Origin of the sequence: Nonomuraea sp. NPDC005650 (assembly GCF_040605375.1) — a bacterium.
In the GTDB taxonomy this organism is placed as follows: domain Bacteria; phylum Actinomycetota; class Actinomycetes; order Streptosporangiales; family Streptosporangiaceae; genus Nonomuraea.
The window spans coordinates 60,318-79,148 of record NZ_JBEXCR010000042.1 but is presented as its reverse complement, the minus strand read 5'-3'; the positions used below and the strand labels follow the sequence as shown (position 1 = coordinate 79,148).

Below are 18,831 nucleotides of genomic sequence, written 5' to 3'. Positions count from 1 at the left end.
TAGCGTCCTCGGTTCCTCTCCGGAGGTGGCGGTGCTGACGGCTGCCGTCGGAGGAGGTGTGTGTCCGAGTTGGCTGCAGTACCAGTCGTTCGGTGTGGTGCCGGCTTTTCGTCTCCGGGTGTAGCCGTGCTGGCGGGTGCTCGCCTCCTGGGCGGTGGTTCGGTTGGGCGCCAGTCTCCGATGTCGGCTTCACAGGGCTGTGCTACCGGTCGAGCTGATCTCCGAGTGGGCCGTGTTGCCGGGTGACGGCGCTCTTGTGGTGAATGGAAGCGCGACCGTATGCGGGGTGGGGATGGCGGGCGCGCCTGCAATTCAGGGGCAGGCGCGTGCTGACGGGTCGGCCGTACGAGGGTAGGTCAGGCGCGGGAGCGGGTGGCGGCGTTCTGGAGGAGGGTGCGGCAGAGGTCGCCCAGGTCTTGGCCCGCCGCCTCGGCGGCCATCGGCAGGAGTGACGTCTCCGTCATCCCCGGGGCCACGTTGACTTCCAGGAAGTGCGGGATGCCGTCGGCGTCGACGATCAGGTCCGTACGGGAGATGTCGCGAAGGCCGAGCGCTGTGTGGGCGATCACCGCGGTCTCGGCGCACGCGGCGGCGGCCTGGGCGGAAAGGCGGGCAGGGGCGAAGAACTCCGTGTGCCCGGCCGTGTAGCGGGCCGCGTAGTCGTAGACACCCTCGTCCGGGACGATCTCCACGGCTGGCAGAGCCTCCGGGCCGTTGCCGAGGTCCACGACGGAGACCGCCACCTCCACGCCCTCCACGCACCGCTCGATCAGCGCCGTGTCGCCGTACGCGAAGCAGCCGACCATCGCGGCGGGGAGCTCCTCCGCCGTGCGGACGATCGAGGCGCCCAGCGCCGAGCCGCCGCGGGCGGGCTTGACGAACAGCGGCAGACCGAGCCGCTCGATGATGCGACCCAGCACCACCGTGGCGCCGAGATCGTGGAATGTCTCCTTCGGCAGCGTGACGGACTGCGGCGTCTGCAGGCCGACCGAGCGCACGACGGCCTTCGCCGTGGGCTTGTCGAAGGCCACCCGGCACGCGTCCGGGTCGGCGCCGACGTACGGGACGTTGAGAAGCTCCAGGACGGAACGGATCGCGCCGTCCTCGCCCGCGCCGCCATGGAGGGTCACGAAGACCGCGTCCGGCGGGTCCGCGAGGATGGAGGGCACGAGGGACGCGTCGGTGTCGCGGGCCTCCACGTCGATGCCCGCAGCACGCAGCACCTCGCTGACTCGGCGACCGGAGCGCAAGGACACCTCTCGCTCATACGAGAGACCTCCGGCCAGCACGAGCACGTGGCCCAGATCGCTCATCACATCTCCTCCGCTGATCGCACGCGCCGCTGTCCAACCGTACCGCCAAGCCGCCGAGGCCTGGCACGCCACCAGAGCACCTGGGTGATGGTGTTGCTCTGTCGCGTCTTGCCGATGCCCGGCATACCCGCCGACGCCGCCACCGGACCTGGCACCGGGCGCTCAGGGCTGGCGGCCGAGCTCGGAGTGGGGTGTGGTGCTGGGAGGTCGGCGGTGCCTGGGCAGGGTGTGGGTGGGGCAGGACGGCGAGGGGTGCAGAAGGGGCGGCGGTACGGGAAGGGGCGCTGTCTGCGGACGGCGTGAGGCTGGGGATGCAGAGTGCGGGGCTCGGTAGTGGTGTCTGGTGGGAGCGGCGGGGAGGGGGTGAGGTCGACGGTCCGCGAGGGGAGGTGGCAGACCGTGGGAAGGGACGTGTGGGCAGGAGTGGGGACGGTGGCGGTGGAAGGGGGGCTTGGGTGGTGGGGCGAGGGCGGCTGGGCATAGGAAAAGTGGGGGCCGGTCAACCCGGCCCCCACGGAGACGGTGGTCAGGCCAGGTCGGGGCCGGGGGTGTCGACGCCCTGGTGGTCGCGGGCCGTGCTGGTGCCGAACGTGTCCCTCAGCTGCATCTCCTGATCGATCACGCCGGCCAGCCGCCGTACCCCCTCCCGGATCCGGTCAGGCTGGGGATAGCAGTACGAGAGCCGCATGTGCCGCGCCCCGCTCCCGTCCGAGAAGAACCCGGTCCCCGGTACGAACGCCACCCGCTCGGCCACCGCGCGCGGCAGGATGGCCTTCGAGTCGAGCCCCTCGGGAAGGGTCGCCCACACGAAGAAGCCGCCCGCGGGTCGGGTCCAGGTGACCTCGGGCGGCATCAGGGATTCGAGCGCGTCCAGGAGCGCGTCGCGGCGCTCGCGGTAGAGCTCTCTGAACGATTTGATCTGCTCCCGCCACGGCTGCGTGGCGAGGTACTGGCCCACGGCGAGCTGGGTGAACGAGGAGTGCGAGAGCACGGCCGACTCCATGGCCAGCACGAGCTTGTCGCGGATGGCGTGCGGGGCCAGCGCCCAGCCGACGCGGAAGCCGGGGGCGAGCGTCTTGGAGAACGACCCCAGGTAGACCACGCCGTCCGGATTGTCGGCCCGCAGGGCGCGCATGGGCTCCCCGTCGAAGCCGAGCAGCCCGTACGGGTTGTCCTCGATGATCAGCACCCCGGCCCGCTGGCAGATGTCGAGCACCTGCTGCCGGCGGGCGATGTTCAGGGTGACGCCGCCCGGGTTGTGGAAGGTCGGGATCGTGTAGAGGAACTTGATGGGCGCCCCGGCCGTCTCCAGCGCGTAGATGGTCTGGGCCAGGGATTCGGGCACGATGCCCTGATCGTCCATGGCGACATGAACGACCTTGGCCTGATAGGCGGAGAACGTACCCAGCGCCCCCACGTACGACGGCCCCTCGGCGAGCACCACGTCGCCCGGGTCGATGAAGATCCGGGTGATCAGGTCGAGGGCCTGTTGCGAACCGACGGTGACGACCACGTCGTCCGCCCCGGCGTTGATCCCCTCCAGCCGCATGACCTCGCAGATCTGCTCACGCAGATGCGGGTCACCCTGGCCGGAACCGTACTGGAGCGCGACGGGGCCGCGCTTGGTGACGAGGTCGGAGACCAGCTCGCCGACCATGTCGAGGGGAAGAGCCGTGACGTACGGCATGCCGCCCGCGAGCGAGACCACCTCGGGCCTCGACGCGACGGCGAAAAGAGCTCGGATCTCGGAGGCGACCATCCCGGTAGCTCGTGCGGCGTACCGATCGACGTAAGCGTCGATGCGCGACCCTTGGGTCGCGGGTGTCTGACCGTGATCCAGCTCTCCTGTCACGGCCCACCTCCTAGGTGTCATATCGGACTGAAATACCAGATTACGCTAACCGGACATGTCGCCCGTGACGGGCTCGGCCGTCGTGGTGTCCGCTGGCTGCATCTTCACTGGGCTACGATGCCACCTGTGGACGCGGTTTTCGCGCGTTTTTCCGGGTCAACGACAGGGGGCCGTAGTTGTCGCGCCGGCTGGTCAACATAACCCTGGACAATCTTGAAGATCTGCCTCATCGCTGCAGGCGGTGTGTGTTCTGGGAGCTCGACCCCATGAGTGGGGAGCGGGCGGTGCGGTCAGGGGATCCGGGGCTGGAGAAGGAGGCCTGGATCTCCGGCACGCTGCTCGAGTGGGGCAGTTGCGGGAAAATCGTCTATGTCGACGGAGTGCCCGCCGGGTTCGTGCTCTACAGCCCGCCGCTCTACACCCCTCGGTCCGTGGCCTTCCCCACCTCGCCGGTCAGCGCCGACGCGGTGCTGCTGATGACCGCGCACATCATTCCGGAGTTCTCGGGTGGAGGGCTGGGCCGGATGCTGATCCAGGGCGTGGCCAAAGACCTGACCAGGCGTGGAGTGAAAGCCATTGAAGCTTTTGGCGACCTCAAGTGGGAAGAGCCTAGTTGCGTAGTTCCAGCGGAATACTTGCTTTCTGTTGGTTTTAAGACGGTTCGTCCGCATTTGCGTTTCCCGCGGCTTCGGCTGGAGCTCAAAACCGCCGTCTCGTGGCGTGAGGACGTCGAGGTGGCTTTGGAACGGCTTCTGGGCTCCATGAGTCCGGAAAGGGCACTTCGTCCCGTCTGACGACCACACAGGGCCGTACGGGCGACCACACGGGCCCGTGCGGGCGGCCAAACGGGCCCGTGCGGGCGGCCAAACGGGGCGTACGGGGTCAGGAGAACGCGAAAGCCCCCCGCCAAGGGCGGGGGGCCGGGCGCGCGCCGCGGGAGGGCGGGCTAGATGATGCCGTCGAGCTCGCGCAGCAGCATGGCCTTCGGCTTGGCGCCGATGATCTGCTTCACGACCTCGCCGTTCTTGTAGACGTTCAGCGTGGGGATCTGGAGCACACCGTACTGGCGCGGAACCTCGGGGTTCTCGTCAATGTTGAGCTTGACGATCTCCAGCTTGTCGCCGTGCTCGTTGGCGATCTCCTGCAGGATGGGGGCGACCTGACGGCACGGCCCGCACCATTCGGCCCAGAAATCGACCAGCACGGGCTTGTCGCTCTTGAGGACGTCTGCTGCGAAAGAGGCGTCGGTGACAGCCTTCACGGTGCGCTCCTTACTCACTTCTCGTTGTTGGCCAGCCAGCGCTCGGAGTCGAGCGACGCCGAGCAGCCGGTGCCGGCCGCGGTGATGGCCTGGCGGTAGGTGTGGTCGACGACGTCTCCCGCGGCGAACACGCCGTCGATGTTGGTCGCCGTGGACGGCGAGGCCACCTTGACGTAGCCGTCTTCGTCGAGGTCGATCTGCCCCTTGACCAGATCGGTGCGCGGGTCGTGCCCGATCGCGAGGAACAACGCGTCGGTGGCCAGCTCTGATTCCTCGCCGGTCTTGACGTTGCGCAGCCGCACGGCCTCGACACGGGAGTCGCCGAGCACGTCGACGACCTCGGAGTCCCAGACGAAGCGGATCTTGTCGTTCGCGAACGCCCGATCCTGCATGATCTTGCTGGCGCGCAGCGAGTCGCGGCGGTGCACCACCGTCACCATACGACCGAACCTGGTCAGGAACGTGGCCTCCTCCATCGCCGTGTCACCGCCGCCGACGACCACGATGTCCTTGTTGCGGAAGAAGAACCCGTCACAGGTCGCACACCAGGACACGCCATGCCCGGACAGCTTCTTCTCGTTCTCCAGGCCGAGCTCGCGGTAGCCGGAGCCCATCGCCAGGATGACCGACTTGGCGTAGTACGTGTCGGTGTGGGTCTTGACGACCTTGGGGTTGGCCTCCAGGTCCACCTCGACCACGTCGTCGGCGACCAGCTCGGCGCCGAACCGCTCGGCCTGCTTGCGCAGGTTGTCCATGAGATCGGGGCCCATGATGCCGTCGGGGAACCCAGGGAAGTTCTCCACGTCGGTGGTGTTCATGAGTGCGCCGCCGGCTGTCACGGAGCCCTCGAAGATCAGTGGCTTGAGCTCGGCGCGCGCGGAGTAGACGGCCGCGGTGTAGCCAGCTGGGCCGGATCCAATGATGATCACGTTACGAACGTCGCTCAACGCTCCACGCCTTCCTCGTCTGTTGTTGCACCGGCGTCAACAGATCCTAGGCCGCCCTGATTCCCTGCCCTAAACACAACGCCCGGACAAAGCGAAAGAGCCCGCCGTGGCGGGCTCTGACGCGTATGTCCTTTACCAGCGGCCCAGCGCGGGCTTACGCAGGTTCTTGCAGTTGAACGGGTCGACGATGTCGATGCGCAGCCTCTGGCTGGCCTTGTCCTTCCACGAGGCCACGATGAGGGCCTCCTGGCCGTTGTACTGGCCCTGGTCGACCGCGTACGTCGGCAGCTTGGAGCGGCTGGAGATCCGCTTCACGCACTTGTCGACCTTGCCGTCGTCGTCGGAGCCGCCGCCCACCATGCGCTGGAAGCCGAACATGCCTTCGAGCGGCTGGCGTAGGTCCTGGTCACTGTAGTTGTGGCCGCTGTCGGTCAGCCCGTAGGACCTGGCCCGCGTGGGGACCCTGGAGGGGACCGCGGAGGTCTCGGTAGCGGGGCCGGCCAGCACGTCGCGCCCCACGACGCTGCCGCCTCCGCCGCTCGCGAGCAGGCCGGTCGTGGCCACCGCCGTGCCCACCACGGCGACTGCCGCCGCGGCCGCGATCGCCGGCATCGCCCATCGGCGTCTGCGAGAGCGCTTGGCCGGGACGATCGTGCCGTCGTCGGAGACGACCCCTAGTCGGACCGGCTCCGGGGCCGCTTCAGCGGCCACCTCCACCGGTCGCTCCCACGGGGCGTCCCGCATGAGCTCGTCCCAGTCGGGCGTCTCCGCGAGGCCGACACCTCCCCGCCGGAACTCCGCCTCGGCGGCCAAGGCCTTGTCGATGCGCAGTGCGACACCCATCGGCATGGCCGGTGTGGGGGTCGCCGCGAGCACCTCGCGAACCGCCGACAGGTCTGCCAGTAGCTCCCCGCATGGGTCGCAGACCGCGAGATGCTCGCGGACCCGGCGCGCCGTGTCGACGTCTAGGAGACCCTCGGCCAGCTCGGCCAGGATTTCCAGATCGTAGTGCGTATCACCCGTCACGAAGTTCTGCTCCCTTCGCGGATGAGACGCGATTGAGGTCCGATCGGTTCCGCAGATGCGAAAGAATTGGGGCAAGTTTCGCGCGCCCCCGAGCGCACCGGCTCTTGACCGTGCCGCTCGGCACTTGGAGCACCTGAGCTGCGTCTTCGACCGAGTAGCCCATCATGTCGACGAGGACGAGGGCCGCCCGCTGGTCATTGGGCAGGAGTTTCAACGCGGCCGAAACCTCCATGGAGACTTCGCGTTCGACGGTCTGGTCGGGCAGGGGGGTCTCGCGCTCGGCGGCCTCGATCAGCTCGTCGTCGGCGACTGGCCTGACCGATTTACGGCGCATCCTGTCGAGGCAGGCGTTGACCACGATCCGGTGGAGCCAGGTCGTGACGGCCGCCTCGCCACGAAACGTGGCGGCCTTGCGATATGCGGAGACGAAGGCGTCCTGCACGGCGTCGGCGGCCTCGTCGGGGTCACCGAGCGTACGCAGGGCGACCGCCCACATGCGGTCGCGGTGCCGTTTGACGATTTCGCTGAAGGCGTGAGGATCCCCGTTGATGTGCGCGGTCAGCAGCTCGGCGTCAGTTACCGCCGGCCGCTCCGCTGCTGAGGGTGTCTCGGGTGGGGAGTTCACAAGAGAGATTCCTGGTTATGCCGATCCGGGAGAGTGCACCACTACTTCATAGATGGTGCCATGAAAGTTGCCCGCATCCGCCGGAACGCGAGTAAACCAGATCAAAACGTACTGACCGGTTGCCGGTTGATCAGGGGTAAGAGTGGTCTTACCTGCGGCGTTCTTCTCGGTCGCCACCGTCTTCAGCGCGGAAAGCTCGGGCGAGTCACCCACCTTGAGCTCGACCGTCGCACCCGGAGCATCCGACAGCGTAGCGACCACGTCGCTGATCTGCATGGACTTGCCCACGTCGAGCAGCAGGCCGACGCCTTCCTTGAGATTTCCCAGGGTGGCGCTCGTATAGCTCTCGGTCTTCCACAGGGTGCTGGGCTTGCCGTCGATGGCCAGGTCGGCCATCTCGGACTTCTCGTCCTTGTCGCCGAGCGGGTCGAAGCCCTGGGCCTTCTTCGGCTTGACGACCTGGGCCTCGGCCGAGGCCGACGTGGAGGTGCTGGGGCTGGAGCCCGACGCCTCGGGCTTGGTCGGGCTGCCCAGGCTGCGGCCGATCGTCCAGGCGCCGACCCCGACGGCGGCGATGACGAGCAGCACGACCAGCGTCATCAGCACGCGGTTGAACGTGCCGCTGCCACCGCCCGAGGGGCGGTGCGGCGGCGGGGGCGGCACGTGCGGGGCGGTGTGCTGCTGGCGGTGGACGAGGTCCAGGCCCTCGGTGTGGGAGGCGGAGGCCACCGCGGGGGTCGAGGGGTAGGCGATCGGGATCGGCATGGGTCTGGCCACGCCGGACAGCGCCTCGGCCAGGTCGGACGGGCTGACCAGCGCGCCCTGGCCCCGGCGGGACTCGGGCAGGCACGCGCGCACGGTCACCGTGTCGAGGTAGCTCGGCACGCCGGCGGTCACCTGGCGGGGTGTGCAGAAGTGGCCGTCGGTCATGGGGGCGGCGGGCAGGCCGCCCTCTTCCTCGTCGCCCGGCCAGTGGCCGGTCAGCCCGGCGTACAGCAGCCGGCCCAGCCCTTCGGCGTCGTCGAGCGCCGGCTGGTCGGTGGTGAGCCCGGACAGGGCCGCGTCGACGGCCACGCCGAGCACCTTGACCGTGTTGCCCGTCGTCCACACCAGGTGGGAGGGGCGCAGGCACAGGTGGTAGAGCTGCGCCTCGTGGGCGTGCGCCAGAGCCTCGGCGGCCTCGGCCACCAGCCCCGCCGCGCGTTCGGGCTCCAGCGGGCCGGAGGAAAGCAGGTCGGTCAGCGACTCGCCGGTGACCCACTCGCTGACGACGTAGGCGGCCTTGTCGTCCTCCGCGGCGTCGAACACCTGCGTCAGCCGCGGGTCGGTCAGCCGGCTCGCGGCGCGGGCGGCCGTGACGACCTCGTGGACGCGCGGGAAGTCGGGCCCGAAGGTGTGGACGGCCACGGGACGCGCGAGGATCTCATCGATGGCCTTCCAGAGCGTGGCTCCATCGGACTCGCTGACGCGGTCCTCGAGCCGGAAGCGCTCGGCCAGACGGGTGCCGGGTTCGACGGCCGACGTGCTCACAGGTTCACTCCGCTTGGCCGATCGGGCGTGTTCATGACTCGACTCACCTGCGTGGTGGTGTCCCACGAAGGCACGCTATGCCGGGTGGATCCGCCCACGCCCCTCCTGCTTCCATTCGCGCGTGTCGGGCTCCATGGTAGTGCCGAGTGGATTCGGCCCGCGTTCTTTACCGGCCTACCCGCCCAGCGACCATCCCAACGATGGAATTGACCTCGGGAATGCGCATTCTGTGCGCGACGCCTAGATAGAGCAGCAACCCGATGCCCCCGCCGACCGCGAGCACGATCAGCGAATTGACGAACCCTAGCCCGGCGAACAGCCCCGTGACTACCCAAACCGCCGCAAGCGCCACCACAGCGGTGGGCAGGGCCGCCAGATACATCCTGGTCAGAGCCATGCCGATCGTCCAGCCACCGAGCCCTCTGACGCGGCGGCTGGCCAGCAGCCACGCCCCGACGGCGCCGAGCGCGTACGCGATGGCGTACGCGAGCGCCAGCCCCATGACAAGGTACCGGGCCGGCAGCAACGCGTTGAACACCAGCATGAGCGCCGCGTTGATCGCCGTGGTGACGGCGCCGATGACCACCGGCGTACGGGTGTCGCCGAAGCTGTAGAAGACCCGCAGCAACAGCTGGAACAGCGCGAACGGCACCAGCGCGAGCCCGTAGACCTGCAGCACGTTGCCGATGTAGACGGCGTCGGCGACGGAGTTGGCGCCGTGGCCGTAGATGGGCACGGTGATCGCCGGCCCAAGCACCATGAGCAGCAGCGACACCGGCACCATCAGCGAGCAGATCAAGCGCACGCTCGACCCGAACTCGCTGCGCACGTCGTGGAAGCGCCCCTCGCCGACGGCCCGGCTCATCCGGGGCAGCATCGCGGTGATCACCGAGACGCCGATGACGCCGTACGGGAGCTGGAAGAGCTGGAACGCCAGCGTGTACGGGCTGATGCCGTGCCCCTCGACCACGTTGCCGGCCGCGCTGGCCAGGTTGACGGTCAGCATGAAGCCGAGCTGGGTGACGACCACGTAGCCGATCGTCCAGACGCCCGCCCTGCCCATCTCGCCCAGCCGCGCGTTGCGCACGTCGAAGCGGGGCACGAACCGGAACCCGACCCGCTTGAGCGACACCATCAGGATGGCCGCCTGGGCCACGATGCCCGCCGTGGTGCCCAGCCCGAGCAGCGCCATCTCGCCGGTGCTGATCTGCCCGATGTTGTCGCGCTCGCCGCCGATCATGGCGTACGCCAGGAACACGCAGATGACGACCAGGTTGTTGACCACCGGCGCCCACATGGGCGCGCCGTAGCGGTCGCGGGTGTTGAGGATGGCGCCCGCCACCGCGCCCACGCCGAAGAAGGCGAGCTGCGGCAGGATGAAGCGGGCCAGCATGACCGCGACCTCGAACTGGGGGCTGCCCGGCGCCCAGTCGGTGTAGAGGTCGATCAGCAGCGGCGCGCCGAACACCGCCGCCACCGCGACCAGGATCAGCGCCACTCCGGAGATCGTGAGCAGCCTCTGCTCGTACGCCCGGCCGCCGTCGGCGTCGTGCTGCTGGGCCCGGACGATCATCGGCACCACGACGCTGCTCAGCACGCCGAGCAGCAGCAGGTCGAGGATGCTGTACGGGATCGCGTACGCCGCGTTGTAGGCGTCGCCCAGCGCCCTCGTGCCGATGGCGTAGGCCAGCACCATGGTCCGCACGAACCCCGTGACCCTGGACACCATCGTGCCGGCGGCCATGATGGCGCTGGCCCGAAGCATGCGACTCATACGATCTGATTCTCCCGGGTCTTGGCCGCGTGCGCGAGCTTCCGCTCCGACCTGCGCCGCACCACTCGCATCACCACGGCGGCGAGCATCACGGTCAGGGCGGCGCCCACGATCACCGAGGCGATCCCGGTGTAGCCGGTGGTGCGGATGGTCAGCCGCTGCGGCTTGCTGTACGGCTGGCCGTCGGAGGTCTTGAGCTGCACGGTCACCGTCGCGTCGCCGCTCGTGCCGGGAGCGGCGTTCATCGGCACCTGGACCATGCCGCTCTGCCGGGGGCCGATCGTCATCGGCTCCTTCTGCGCGAAGTTCACCTGCAACAACTCGGGGTTGTTGGAGGTGACGTCGATGTAGAGGGCGATCTGCACGCCCAGCTCGTTCTTGACGCTGATGGGGACCACGCCGCTGCTGCCCGCCAGCGTGCGCGTCCGGTTGGGGCCCGACCCGGTGATCTCGATCTTCTCGGTCTGGTCCGTCACCGCCGCGCTGACCTGATTGGTCACCGCCCGGCCGGCGCGGGTGCTGTTGCGCCAGGCCGAGGAGGTCAGCCGGAGGACCGCCGCGTCGAAGCTCGACGGCGTCTTCGCCTCCGTGATCCGGGAGGTGAGCTGCGCCTTCGCCGCGACCTCCTTGACCGGGCCGAGGTATTTCGCGGTCAGCTCTTCCTTGCGGTCCTGGTCGGTGTAGGTCAGCCCGGCGCGCGGGACCGACAGCTTGGTCGGCTTGATCGACTCAAGCGAGGTCAGCTGCAGCCACGGCAGCTTTTTCGCGGTCTTCAGCAGCGCGTTGACGAGCGTCGGGTTGGGGTCCCAGCGGCGCGACGGGGCGATGACGATGGACCTGGGCGAGGTCTGGCCGGCCTCCCCGGTGATCATCGCGGTCTCGGCGATGAACCGCTGCGTGCTGAGCAGCACGGACGTGGGGGCCGCGGGCTCGAAGAGCTTGCTCAGCTCGGCGTCCGCGACCAGCGCGGTGACCGGCCCGTTCACCGAGTCGATCGTGGAGGCGGCGTCGGGCGTGAACGGCACGGCCGGCTGCGGCGGCAGGTTGGTGGAGTTGAGCAGGACCGTGTCGACCTTGTCCTTGCTGACCGAGAGCAGGTCGAGCGCGTCGGCGTCGAGCATGCCCGCGGGCGGCCAGTTGACGTTGGTCTTGACCTCGCGCTGGAGCAGCGCGGCGGCCCTCTGCCTGCCCAGCTCGATCGCCCGGCTGGTCTGCGAGTCCAGCCCCTGGTGGGCGAGCGCGGCCACGTCGGGGTCGGCGTACGGGACCGAGACCACGGGAGAACTGGCCAGCGCGGTGCGCATGGTCGTCAGCCAGGTCGCGGCCTCGGCGTTGGCGGGCTTCTCCTGCGACTCGTCCTTCTTGACCTTGACCCGGTACTTGTTCTTCATCGCGTCGAGGTCGTCGAGCAGCGAGGATTCGACGAACCAGGTGACGCTCTCGGGCGCGGACTGCGCGATGCGCGCTATGTCGGCCAGGCGGCCCTTGCCGTTGATGGACTGACTCAGCTTGTCGTCCACGAACAGGGGAGCGCCGCTCTTCGCGTCGCGGTCGGTCCCGCGGCGGGGCTGGTCGATGACGGGCAGGGCGATGGCCAGCCGGTTGCGCGGCAGCTTCGGCACCGTGGGCGGCGCGTAGGTGAGATACGTGCGCTGCGGCGCCATGATCTGCAGGCCGTTCTGGAGCACCTCCACGGCCACCGGGTAGACCCCGAACGAGGGGTAGCCGAGCTGAACGGGCGTCGCGGTGAACTCCCATCGCGCCTGGGCGCCGGCGGCCAGCGCAGGGATGTCCATGAACGAGCTGGCCGAGGCGCGAAACGGCAGCGTCGCTGGGTTCTGGTCGGTCTGGAAGGTGGCCATGGTGACGCGGTCGGCGAACTTCTGCGGCGTGTAACGCAGGCGTACGCGCAGGCCCGTCTGCGGCGTGCCGCTGTCGTTGCGGAGCGTGCCGGTGAACTTGATCACATCGGTCTGCGCGGTCGGCACCTGAGGCGAAATCGACGAGATCGACACGGCCATGGTCTGCCTGCTCGCCTTCGCGGACTTCGTGGCAGCAGCGCCGGGCGCGGTCGCCACCACGGTGAAGGCGAGCAGCGCGGCGAGCAGCGCGGCCTTACGGATCACGCGGATGCCCGAGCTGGAGTACGACGACGCACGCCCGCAATGCTACGGGCTCAGTGCCGCCGCGCGACCGCCTCACGTGTTCCTTTCGCCCTGAGGTCGACCATCTTGCCTGGCAGGAGTGCCATTAGGTCTAGTGCGCGGAGAGTCAGCACGGTATGCCGTTCGCCGGTCGGAGTGAAGACCGGCCCGTCGTCGGCCAGGAAGTCGGCCGGCAGCCGGTCGTCGATGAACTTGGGCAGCGATTCCGGCAGGAGCAGCGGGCACACCAGCCCGTTCGCGTAGTCGGTGGCCGAGTTGACCACGTGGGCCGGGGCCGTTCGCACCCGGCGTACCCCCAGCACTCCGCCGACGGCTCCCACCGGTGGCGGCGCCGACACGGGGGTGGTGACCGCGATGACGACCTCGCGGCCGACCCTCGTGGCGACCTCGAGCACCGTGACCATCAGGCACCTGCTCGGCGCTGCGGAGACCGCCTCTGGCAGATCTTCCGCGCATGTCATGGGACGCGGAAGGCGTACGATCTCATGATGGACCTGGTGGGCGAGGAGCCAGCGGTGGATCGCGAGGGCGTCCTTCATATAGTCCTCCTTGCCTCGTTCCCTGGCCCCCGACGGTCCTTGGACCGACGGTAACCCGGACCTGGTGTGGCTCGGGGGATATGTTCCGGATGCTCCCAGAAGGACCGAACCGCTTGTCCGACTCAACTCTGACTGACAGCCAGCGGCGGGCCATGACGGACCTGTTCCGCAAGATCGCTCCGGTGGCCGACGAGCTCGGCCGCCTGTTCGCCGCGCAGGGCCACGAGCTGGCCCTCGTCGGCGGTCCCGTACGCGATCTGCTGCTCGGCCGCATCGGCAACGACCTCGACCTGACCACCGACGCCCGCCCCGAACGGGTGCTGGAGATCGTCCGTGACTGGGCCGACTCCGTGTGGACGATCGGCATCGACTTCGGCACGGTGGGCCTGCGCAAGGGCGGCTGGCTGATCGAGATCACCACGTACCGGAGCGAGTCGTACGACCCGAAGTCGCGCAAGCCCGAGGTCATGTACGGCGAGACGCTCAAGGAGGACCTCGAGCGGCGCGACTTCGCGGTCAACGCGATGGCGGTGCGGCTGCCCGGCCACGAGTTCGTCGACCCGTACGGCGGGCTCGACGACCTGAAGGCCAAGGTGCTGCGCACGCCCGGCGCGCCCGAGCGGTCCTTCGGCGACGACCCGCTGCGCATGCTGCGGGCCGCCAGGTTCGCCTCGCAGCTCGGCTTCGGGGTGGACGAGGGGGCCCTGGCGGCGATGGCCGCGATGGCCGAGCGCATCGAGATCGTCTCGGCCGAGCGCATCCGCGAGGAGCTCGACAAGCTCGTCTGCGGCGGCAACCCGCGCGAGGGCCTGCGGCTGCTGGTCGAGACCGGGCTGTCCGCGCACGTGCTGCCCGAGCTGCCCAAGCTGCGCCTGGAGATCGACGAGCACCACCGCCACAAGGACGTCTACGAGCACACGCTGACCGTGCTCGACCAGGCCATCGCGCAGGAGGAGGACGGCAAGGCCGACCGGATCCTGCGCTGGGCGGCGCTCATGCACGACATCGGCAAGCCGAAGACGCGCCGCCACGAGTCGGGCGGGCGGGTGTCGTTCCACCACCACGAGATGGTCGGCGCGCAGATGACCAAAAAGCGGATGACGGAGCTGAAGTTCCCCAAGGACGTGGTGACGGACGTCGCCCGGCTGGTGGAGCTGCACCTGCGCTTCCACGGCTACGGCACGGGGGAGTGGACCGACAGCGCCGTGCGCCGCTACGTGCGCGACGCCGGCCACCTGCTGGACCGGCTGCACAAGCTGACCAGGGCCGACTGCACCACGCGCAACAAGCGCAAGGCCGCGGCGCTGTCGCGGACCTACGACCAGCTTGAGGAGCGCATCGCCCGGCTCGCCGAGGAGGAGGAGCTGTCCAAGATCCGCCCCGAGCTCGACGGCAACGAGATCCAGCGGGTCCTGGGCATCGGGCCCGGGCCGGTGGTGGGGCGGGCGTACAAGTTCCTGCTCGACCTCAGGCTCGACAAGGGCATGATCGGCAAGGACGCGGCTACCGAGGCGTTGACGGAGTGGGCTCGGTCGAACGACGTGGACGTGTGAGCATCCGGTACGCGAGCGCGGCGAGGGGATAGCCGACCGCGGCGATCACGACGGCCGTGTAGGACTTGCCGTCGGCGGGCAGGATGGCCGCCGACAGGGCCGCGGCCAGGACGTACATGCCGTTGAAGAGCATGTCGTAGATCGAGAACGCCCGGCCCAGGTAGATGTCCTCCACGTCGCGCTGGACCGTGGTGTCCGCGCAGATCTTGACGCTCTGCCCGGCCACGCCCAGCACGAACCCGGCCACCGGCAGCCCCCACTCCTGGAACGGCAGCACCAGCGCCGCCGTCAGGACCCCGGCCGAGGTCAGCGCGATCGGCACCCAGCGCTGGATCGTGAACCGCTCGGTGGCGTACGGGGTGATGACCACGGCGATGGCGTAGCCGACCCCGGAGGCCGCCACGACCAGGCTGACTCCGCCCAGCGCGGCGTCGGCGTCGCCGTTGTAGAAGTAGTAGCGGTAGAGGATGATGCCGAGCGCGGTGGCTATGCCGTAGAAGAAGCGGTGGGCGGCCATCGCGCCCATGGTGGAGGCCGCGACGCGGTGCGAGACCAGGTGCCTGGCGCCGTCCGCGAGGCCGCCGACCACGTTGCGCAGGGCCTCGCGCGCCTGGGGCCGGCTCGGGTCGGACTCCGGCCCGAGCAGGCGGCGGTCCATCGTCCGCGCGACCAGCGCGCTCAGGCCGAACACCACGCCCGAGACGACCAGGAGCAGCGCCACGCCGGAGTCCTCGGCGCCGAACACCTTGCGCAGCAGATAACCGAGCCCCACGCCCACGAACGTGACCACGGTGCCCGACGTGGGGACGACCGCGTTGGCGGCCATCAGCCGGTCGGGCGGCACCACGTGCGGCAGCGAGGCGCCGAGCGCGGCCAGGAAGAATCTGTTGACGCCCAGCACGGCCAGCGCCGCCGTGTAGAACACCGGGTCCGGCACGTCGGCGGCGACCAGCGCCGCCGCTACCAGCAGGAGCCCGCCGCGCACGATCGGCGCGACCACCAGGATCTGCCGCCGTGACCAGCGGTCGATGAACACGCCCACGAAGGGCCCGAGCACGCTGTACGGCAGCAGCAGCACGGCCAGCCCGGCCGCCACCGCGAGCGCCGTCGTCTGGCTCTCGGGGCTGAAGAAGGCGAACCCGGCCACCCCGAACTGGAAGATCCCGTCGGAGAACTGGGAGATCAGCCGGGTGGCGAACAACCGCCGGAAATTATCGCCCCGGAGGACCACGCGTAGGTCGGCCACAAATGACACGCGGCCAGCCTAGCCCTCCGCCTGTCGCCTAGGATGCGCGAGAGGCGCGCAACGGCTGGTGGGCAACGGGTTCCGAACGGCCGGCCGGTCTCGTACGCTTCATAGCGTGACGACTGAGGAACACGTTGTGCTGGTCGACCGCGACGGCCAGGCACTCGGCACCGCGCCCAAGCAGGTGGTGCACGGTCGCGAGACCCCCCTTCACCTGGCGTTCTCCAGCTATGCCTTCGATCACGAAGGCCGCGTGCTGCTCACCAGAAGAGCCGACAGCAAGCTCACGTGGCCGGGGGTCTGGACCAACAGCTGCTGCGGTCACCCGCTGCCGGGCGAGCCGGTGGACCGGGCGGTCGAGCGCCGCCTCTCCTACGAGCTGGGGCTCACGGTGGACCGTGTCGACCTCATGCTGCCGGCCTTCTCCTACCGCGCCGTCATGGCCAACGGGATCGTCGAGCACGAGCTGTGCCCCGTCTACCGCGTCACCGCGACCTCGCCCGTCGCCCCCAACCCCGAGGAGGTGGGGGAGACGATGTGGATGCCGTGGAAGGAGTTCGCCGAGGGCGTGCGCAACGGGCTGCTGGCCGTCTCGCCCTGGTGCAAGGAGCAGGTGCCGCTGCTGGCCGACCTCGGCGCCGACCCGCTGGCCTGGCACCCCGCCTCGCCGGCCGAGCTGCCCCCGGCGGCCCGCCCGTAGCCGGCGCCTGCAGACGACACGGCGCCGCACCCGGGAATCGGGCGCGGCGCCGGTCAGGGGGTCAGCGCTCGACCTCACCCCGGATGAACTTCTCGACGTACTCCCGAGCCTCGTCGTCCGAGAACTGCTTCGGCGGCGACTTCATGAAGTACGAGGACGCCGACAGGATCGGCCCCCCGACCCCGCGGTCGAGGGCGATCTTGGCGGCCCGGACCGCGTCGATGATGATGCCCGCCGAGTTCGGCGAGTCCCAAACCTCGAGCTTGTACTCGAGGTTGAGCGGAGTGTCACCGAACGAACGGCCTTCGAGCCGCACGAAGGCCAGCTTGCGGTCGTCCAGCCACGGCACGTGGTCCGACGGACCGATGTGCACGTCGGCCTTGCCCATCTCGTGCGGGATCTGCGAGGTGACCGACTGCGTCTTCGAGATCTTCTTGGACTGGAGCCGCTTGCGCTCCAGCATGTTCATGAAGTCCATGTTGCCGCCGACGTTGAGCTGGTACGTGCGCAGCAGCTCCACCCCGCGGTCCTCGAACAGCTTGGCCAGCACGCGGTGCGTGATGGTGGCGCCGACCTGCGACTTGATGTCGTCGCCGACGATCGGCACCCCGGCCTCGGTGAACTTCTCCGCCCACACCGGGTCGGAGGCGATGAAGACCGGCAGCGCGTTCACGAACGCCACACCGGCGTCGATGGCGCACTGCGCGTAGAAGCGGTCCGCGTCCTCCGAGCCCACCGGCAGGTAGGAGACCAGGACGTCGACCTGGTTGTCGCGGAGCACTTGGACCACGTCGACGGGAGTCTCGTCGGACTCCTCGATGACCTCCCGGTAGTACTCGCCCAGCCCGTCGAAGGTGTGGCCGCGCTGGACGGTCACCCCCGAGGGCGGCACGTCACAGATCTTGATCGTGTTGTTCTCGCTGGCGACGATCGCCTCAGACAGGTCGCGGCCGACCTTCTTGGCATCCACGTCGAACGCGGCGACGAACTCGACGTCACCGACGTGATATTCGCCGAACTTCACGTGCATGAGGCCCGGGACCCGGCTGTCCGGGTCGGCGTCCTTGTAATAGTGGACGCCCTGGACCAGCGACGACGCGCAGTTTCCGACACCGACAATGGCCACGCGAACCGAACCCATCGCATTCGCTCCCTTACTCATCAGTTGACGTGGTATCTCTTGCGGGCCCGTCATCCGACGAGGCCCGACGCTCTGTCGCGATCAGCTCGTTCAGCCAGCGCACCTCGCGCTCGACCGACTCGAGCCCATGCCGCTGCAGCTCGAGTGTGTAACTGTCGAGGCGCTCCCTGGTGCGCGCCAGAGCCGTGCGCACCGCGTCGAGCCGCTCCTCCAGCCGGCTGCGGCGGCCTTCGAGAATGCGCAGCCGCACTTCCGCCTCGGTGTGGCGAAAGAACGCGAAATGCACACCGAAGCTCTCGTCCTCCCAAGCGGAGGGGCCGGCCTGCGTCAGCATGTCCTGTAGCCGTTCCTTGCCCTCGGCCGTCAGCTTGTAAACGATCTTCGATCTGCCGCCGACGATCGTGGCGGGAGCGGGCTGCTCCTCCGCGATGAGGCCCTGAGCCAGCAGCGATCGCAGACAGGGATACAGCGACCCGTAGGAGAACGCGCGGAACATCCCCAGCAGGGCGTTGAGCCGTTTGCGCAGCTCATAGCCGTGTAGTGGCGTCTCGTGCAGCGACCCGAGCACGGCCAGTTCCAAGACCCTGCCCTGTCCGCCGGTCATCGGAACCTGCCCCCTCTCGCGTCAATGTATCGAGCCGATACATCCCCAGGATACGTCGGGTCGCTATATGGCGGCAATCTGTGAATCTGCCAAGACGTTGGGATGCAGCCGCAAAACGCCGTAGTCTGGCGCTCATGTGGTCACAGCGAAGGGTGGTGGATTACGGCCTGGCGAAACGGGCGGTGGTCCGCTCCCTCCGCATGGGGCGCACCTCGCGTGGCGACGTATGCGACGCACAGCCCTACCTCCTTCGCGCGGCGCGCCACTTCGGCGAGCCGACCGAACGTCCCTGCCCGGTATGCGAAAGGGAGAACGTCACCAATGTGACCTACGTCTACGGCGATTCGCTCGGTAGGCATGCCGGACAGGCAAAGGTCGCATCGGAACTCGCCGCAATGGCTCATGATTACGATGAGTTCCGCGTGTACGTTGTCGAGGTCTGCCAAGGTTGTTCCTGGAACCACCTGACGGTTTCGTATGTCCTCGGTAACGGACCACCTGACCTCGTCAGCCAAGCGTGAAGACCGAGGGCGGCGAGAAACCTCACGCCCACCC

At 68.8% G+C, this 18,831-nt stretch carries 17 protein-coding genes; 4 read left to right on the top strand and 13 right to left on the bottom strand.

Annotated features, from left to right (window positions below; translation table 11 throughout):
* Positions 1-356: 356 nt before the first annotated feature.
* Together ABZS69_RS50525 and ABZS69_RS50520 are read right to left on the bottom strand one after the other, a co-directional pair.
* Positions 357-1,313 carry a D-alanine--D-alanine ligase gene (locus ABZS69_RS50525; RefSeq protein ID WP_355387131.1) on the bottom strand — a complete coding sequence of 319 codons (957 nt, stop codon included), beginning with the start codon at positions 1,311-1,313 and terminating at the stop codon, positions 357-359.
* A 526-nt stretch (positions 1,314-1,839) separates the two neighbouring features.
* A complete protein-coding gene (locus tag ABZS69_RS50520) occupies positions 1,840-3,072 on the bottom strand; it encodes a PLP-dependent aminotransferase family protein (protein ID WP_355387235.1) in 1,233 nt (410 codons plus the stop codon).
* Positions 3,073-3,341: 269 nt separating this feature from the next.
* Here ABZS69_RS50520 and ABZS69_RS50515 point away from each other — a divergent pair, with 269 nt between their 5' ends.
* Positions 3,342-3,959: a GNAT family N-acetyltransferase gene (locus ABZS69_RS50515; RefSeq protein ID WP_355387128.1), complete on the top strand. Its 618-nt coding sequence runs from the start codon at positions 3,342-3,344 to the stop codon at positions 3,957-3,959.
* 152 nt (positions 3,960-4,111) lie between these two features.
* On the opposite strand, the gene trxA is transcribed toward ABZS69_RS50515, so the two are convergent.
* The 8 genes from trxA to ABZS69_RS50475 form a co-directional block, all read right to left on the bottom strand.
* On the bottom strand, positions 4,112-4,426 hold the full coding sequence (gene trxA, locus ABZS69_RS50510; RefSeq protein WP_355387125.1) for a thioredoxin: 315 nt from the start codon (positions 4,424-4,426) through the stop codon (positions 4,112-4,114).
* Positions 4,427-4,440: 14 nt separating this feature from the next.
* Entirely contained in the window at positions 4,441-5,373 is a 933-nt protein-coding gene (gene trxB / locus ABZS69_RS50505; RefSeq protein ID WP_355387122.1) for a thioredoxin-disulfide reductase, read from the bottom strand.
* A gap of 132 nt (positions 5,374-5,505) precedes the next feature.
* Complete coding sequence (locus ABZS69_RS50500; RefSeq protein WP_355387119.1) at positions 5,506-6,399, bottom strand: zf-HC2 domain-containing protein; 894 nt, start codon at positions 6,397-6,399, stop codon at positions 5,506-5,508.
* Positions 6,389-7,024, bottom strand: coding sequence for an RNA polymerase sigma factor SigM (gene sigM, locus ABZS69_RS50495; protein ID WP_355387116.1), 636 nt, complete (start codon positions 7,022-7,024; stop codon positions 6,389-6,391). The genes ABZS69_RS50500 and sigM overlap by 11 nt, the downstream gene beginning before the upstream one ends.
* 15 nt (positions 7,025-7,039) lie before the next feature.
* The gene (locus ABZS69_RS50490; RefSeq protein ID WP_355387113.1) at positions 7,040-8,554 is read right to left on the bottom strand and encodes a protein kinase family protein; all 1,515 of its coding nucleotides are present in this window, start codon (positions 8,552-8,554) and stop codon (positions 7,040-7,042) included.
* 166 nt (positions 8,555-8,720) lie between these two features.
* Positions 8,721-10,328 carry a murein biosynthesis integral membrane protein MurJ gene (murJ, locus tag ABZS69_RS50485; RefSeq protein WP_355387110.1) on the bottom strand — a complete coding sequence of 536 codons (1,608 nt, stop codon included), beginning with the start codon at positions 10,326-10,328 and terminating at the stop codon, positions 8,721-8,723.
* Positions 10,325-12,454: a DUF6049 family protein gene (locus ABZS69_RS50480; RefSeq protein ID WP_355387107.1), complete on the bottom strand. Its 2,130-nt coding sequence runs from the start codon at positions 12,452-12,454 to the stop codon at positions 10,325-10,327. Before ABZS69_RS50480 ends, murJ begins: the two co-directional genes overlap by 4 nt.
* Positions 12,455-12,504: 50 nt before the next feature.
* Positions 12,505-13,032: a YbaK/EbsC family protein gene (locus tag ABZS69_RS50475; RefSeq protein WP_355387104.1), complete on the bottom strand. Its 528-nt coding sequence runs from the start codon at positions 13,030-13,032 to the stop codon at positions 12,505-12,507.
* A gap of 89 nt (positions 13,033-13,121) precedes the next feature.
* Between ABZS69_RS50475 and ABZS69_RS50470 the strand changes: the two genes are divergently transcribed.
* Positions 13,122-14,585, top strand: coding sequence for a CCA tRNA nucleotidyltransferase (locus ABZS69_RS50470; protein WP_355387101.1), 1,464 nt, complete (start codon positions 13,122-13,124; stop codon positions 14,583-14,585).
* Here ABZS69_RS50470 and ABZS69_RS50465 read toward each other — a convergent pair.
* Positions 14,536-15,840, bottom strand: coding sequence for an MFS transporter (locus ABZS69_RS50465; protein ID WP_355387098.1), 1,305 nt, complete (start codon positions 15,838-15,840; stop codon positions 14,536-14,538). The genes ABZS69_RS50470 and ABZS69_RS50465 overlap by 50 nt on opposite strands.
* 106 nt (positions 15,841-15,946) lie before the next feature.
* Here ABZS69_RS50465 and idi point away from each other — a divergent pair, with 106 nt between their 5' ends.
* The gene (gene idi / locus ABZS69_RS50460) at positions 15,947-16,531 is read left to right on the top strand and encodes an isopentenyl-diphosphate Delta-isomerase (protein WP_355387095.1); all 585 of its coding nucleotides are present in this window, start codon (positions 15,947-15,949) and stop codon (positions 16,529-16,531) included.
* A gap of 61 nt (positions 16,532-16,592) precedes the next feature.
* On the opposite strand, the gene ABZS69_RS50455 is transcribed toward idi, so the two are convergent.
* Together ABZS69_RS50455 and ABZS69_RS50450 are read right to left on the bottom strand one after the other, a co-directional pair.
* Positions 16,593-17,672, bottom strand: a complete 1,080-nt coding sequence (locus ABZS69_RS50455; RefSeq protein WP_355387092.1) for an inositol-3-phosphate synthase — start codon at positions 17,670-17,672, stop codon at positions 16,593-16,595.
* 13 nt (positions 17,673-17,685) lie between these two features.
* Positions 17,686-18,276: a PadR family transcriptional regulator gene (locus tag ABZS69_RS50450; RefSeq protein WP_355387089.1), complete on the bottom strand. Its 591-nt coding sequence runs from the start codon at positions 18,274-18,276 to the stop codon at positions 17,686-17,688.
* A 134-nt stretch (positions 18,277-18,410) separates the two neighbouring features.
* Here ABZS69_RS50450 and ABZS69_RS50445 point away from each other — a divergent pair, with 134 nt between their 5' ends.
* Entirely contained in the window at positions 18,411-18,797 is a 387-nt protein-coding gene (locus tag ABZS69_RS50445; RefSeq protein ID WP_355387086.1) for a DUF5318 family protein, read from the top strand.
* Positions 18,798-18,831: the final 34 nt, after the last annotated feature.

Bases quoted from the DNA above. Each gene is read 5' to 3' on its own strand.
- ABZS69_RS50520 (WP_355387235.1), bottom strand. From the start codon at position 3,072: ATGGTCGCCTCCGAGATCCGAGCTCTTTTCGCCGTCGCGTCGAGGCCC.
- ABZS69_RS50445 (WP_355387086.1), top strand. From the start codon at position 18,411: ATGTGGTCACAGCGAAGGGTGGTGGATTACGGCCTGGCGAAACGGGCG.
- ABZS69_RS50455 (WP_355387092.1), bottom strand. From the start codon at position 17,672: ATGGGTTCGGTTCGCGTGGCCATTGTCGGTGTCGGAAACTGCGCGTCG.
- murJ (WP_355387110.1), bottom strand. From the start codon at position 10,328: ATGAGTCGCATGCTTCGGGCCAGCGCCATCATGGCCGCCGGCACGATG.
- ABZS69_RS50470 (WP_355387101.1), top strand. From the start codon at position 13,122: ATGCTCCCAGAAGGACCGAACCGCTTGTCCGACTCAACTCTGACTGAC.
- ABZS69_RS50450 (WP_355387089.1), bottom strand. From the start codon at position 18,276: ATGACCGGCGGACAGGGCAGGGTCTTGGAACTGGCCGTGCTCGGGTCG.
- ABZS69_RS50525 (WP_355387131.1), bottom strand. From the start codon at position 1,313: ATGAGCGATCTGGGCCACGTGCTCGTGCTGGCCGGAGGTCTCTCGTAT.
- ABZS69_RS50475 (WP_355387104.1), bottom strand. From the start codon at position 13,032: ATGAAGGACGCCCTCGCGATCCACCGCTGGCTCCTCGCCCACCAGGTC.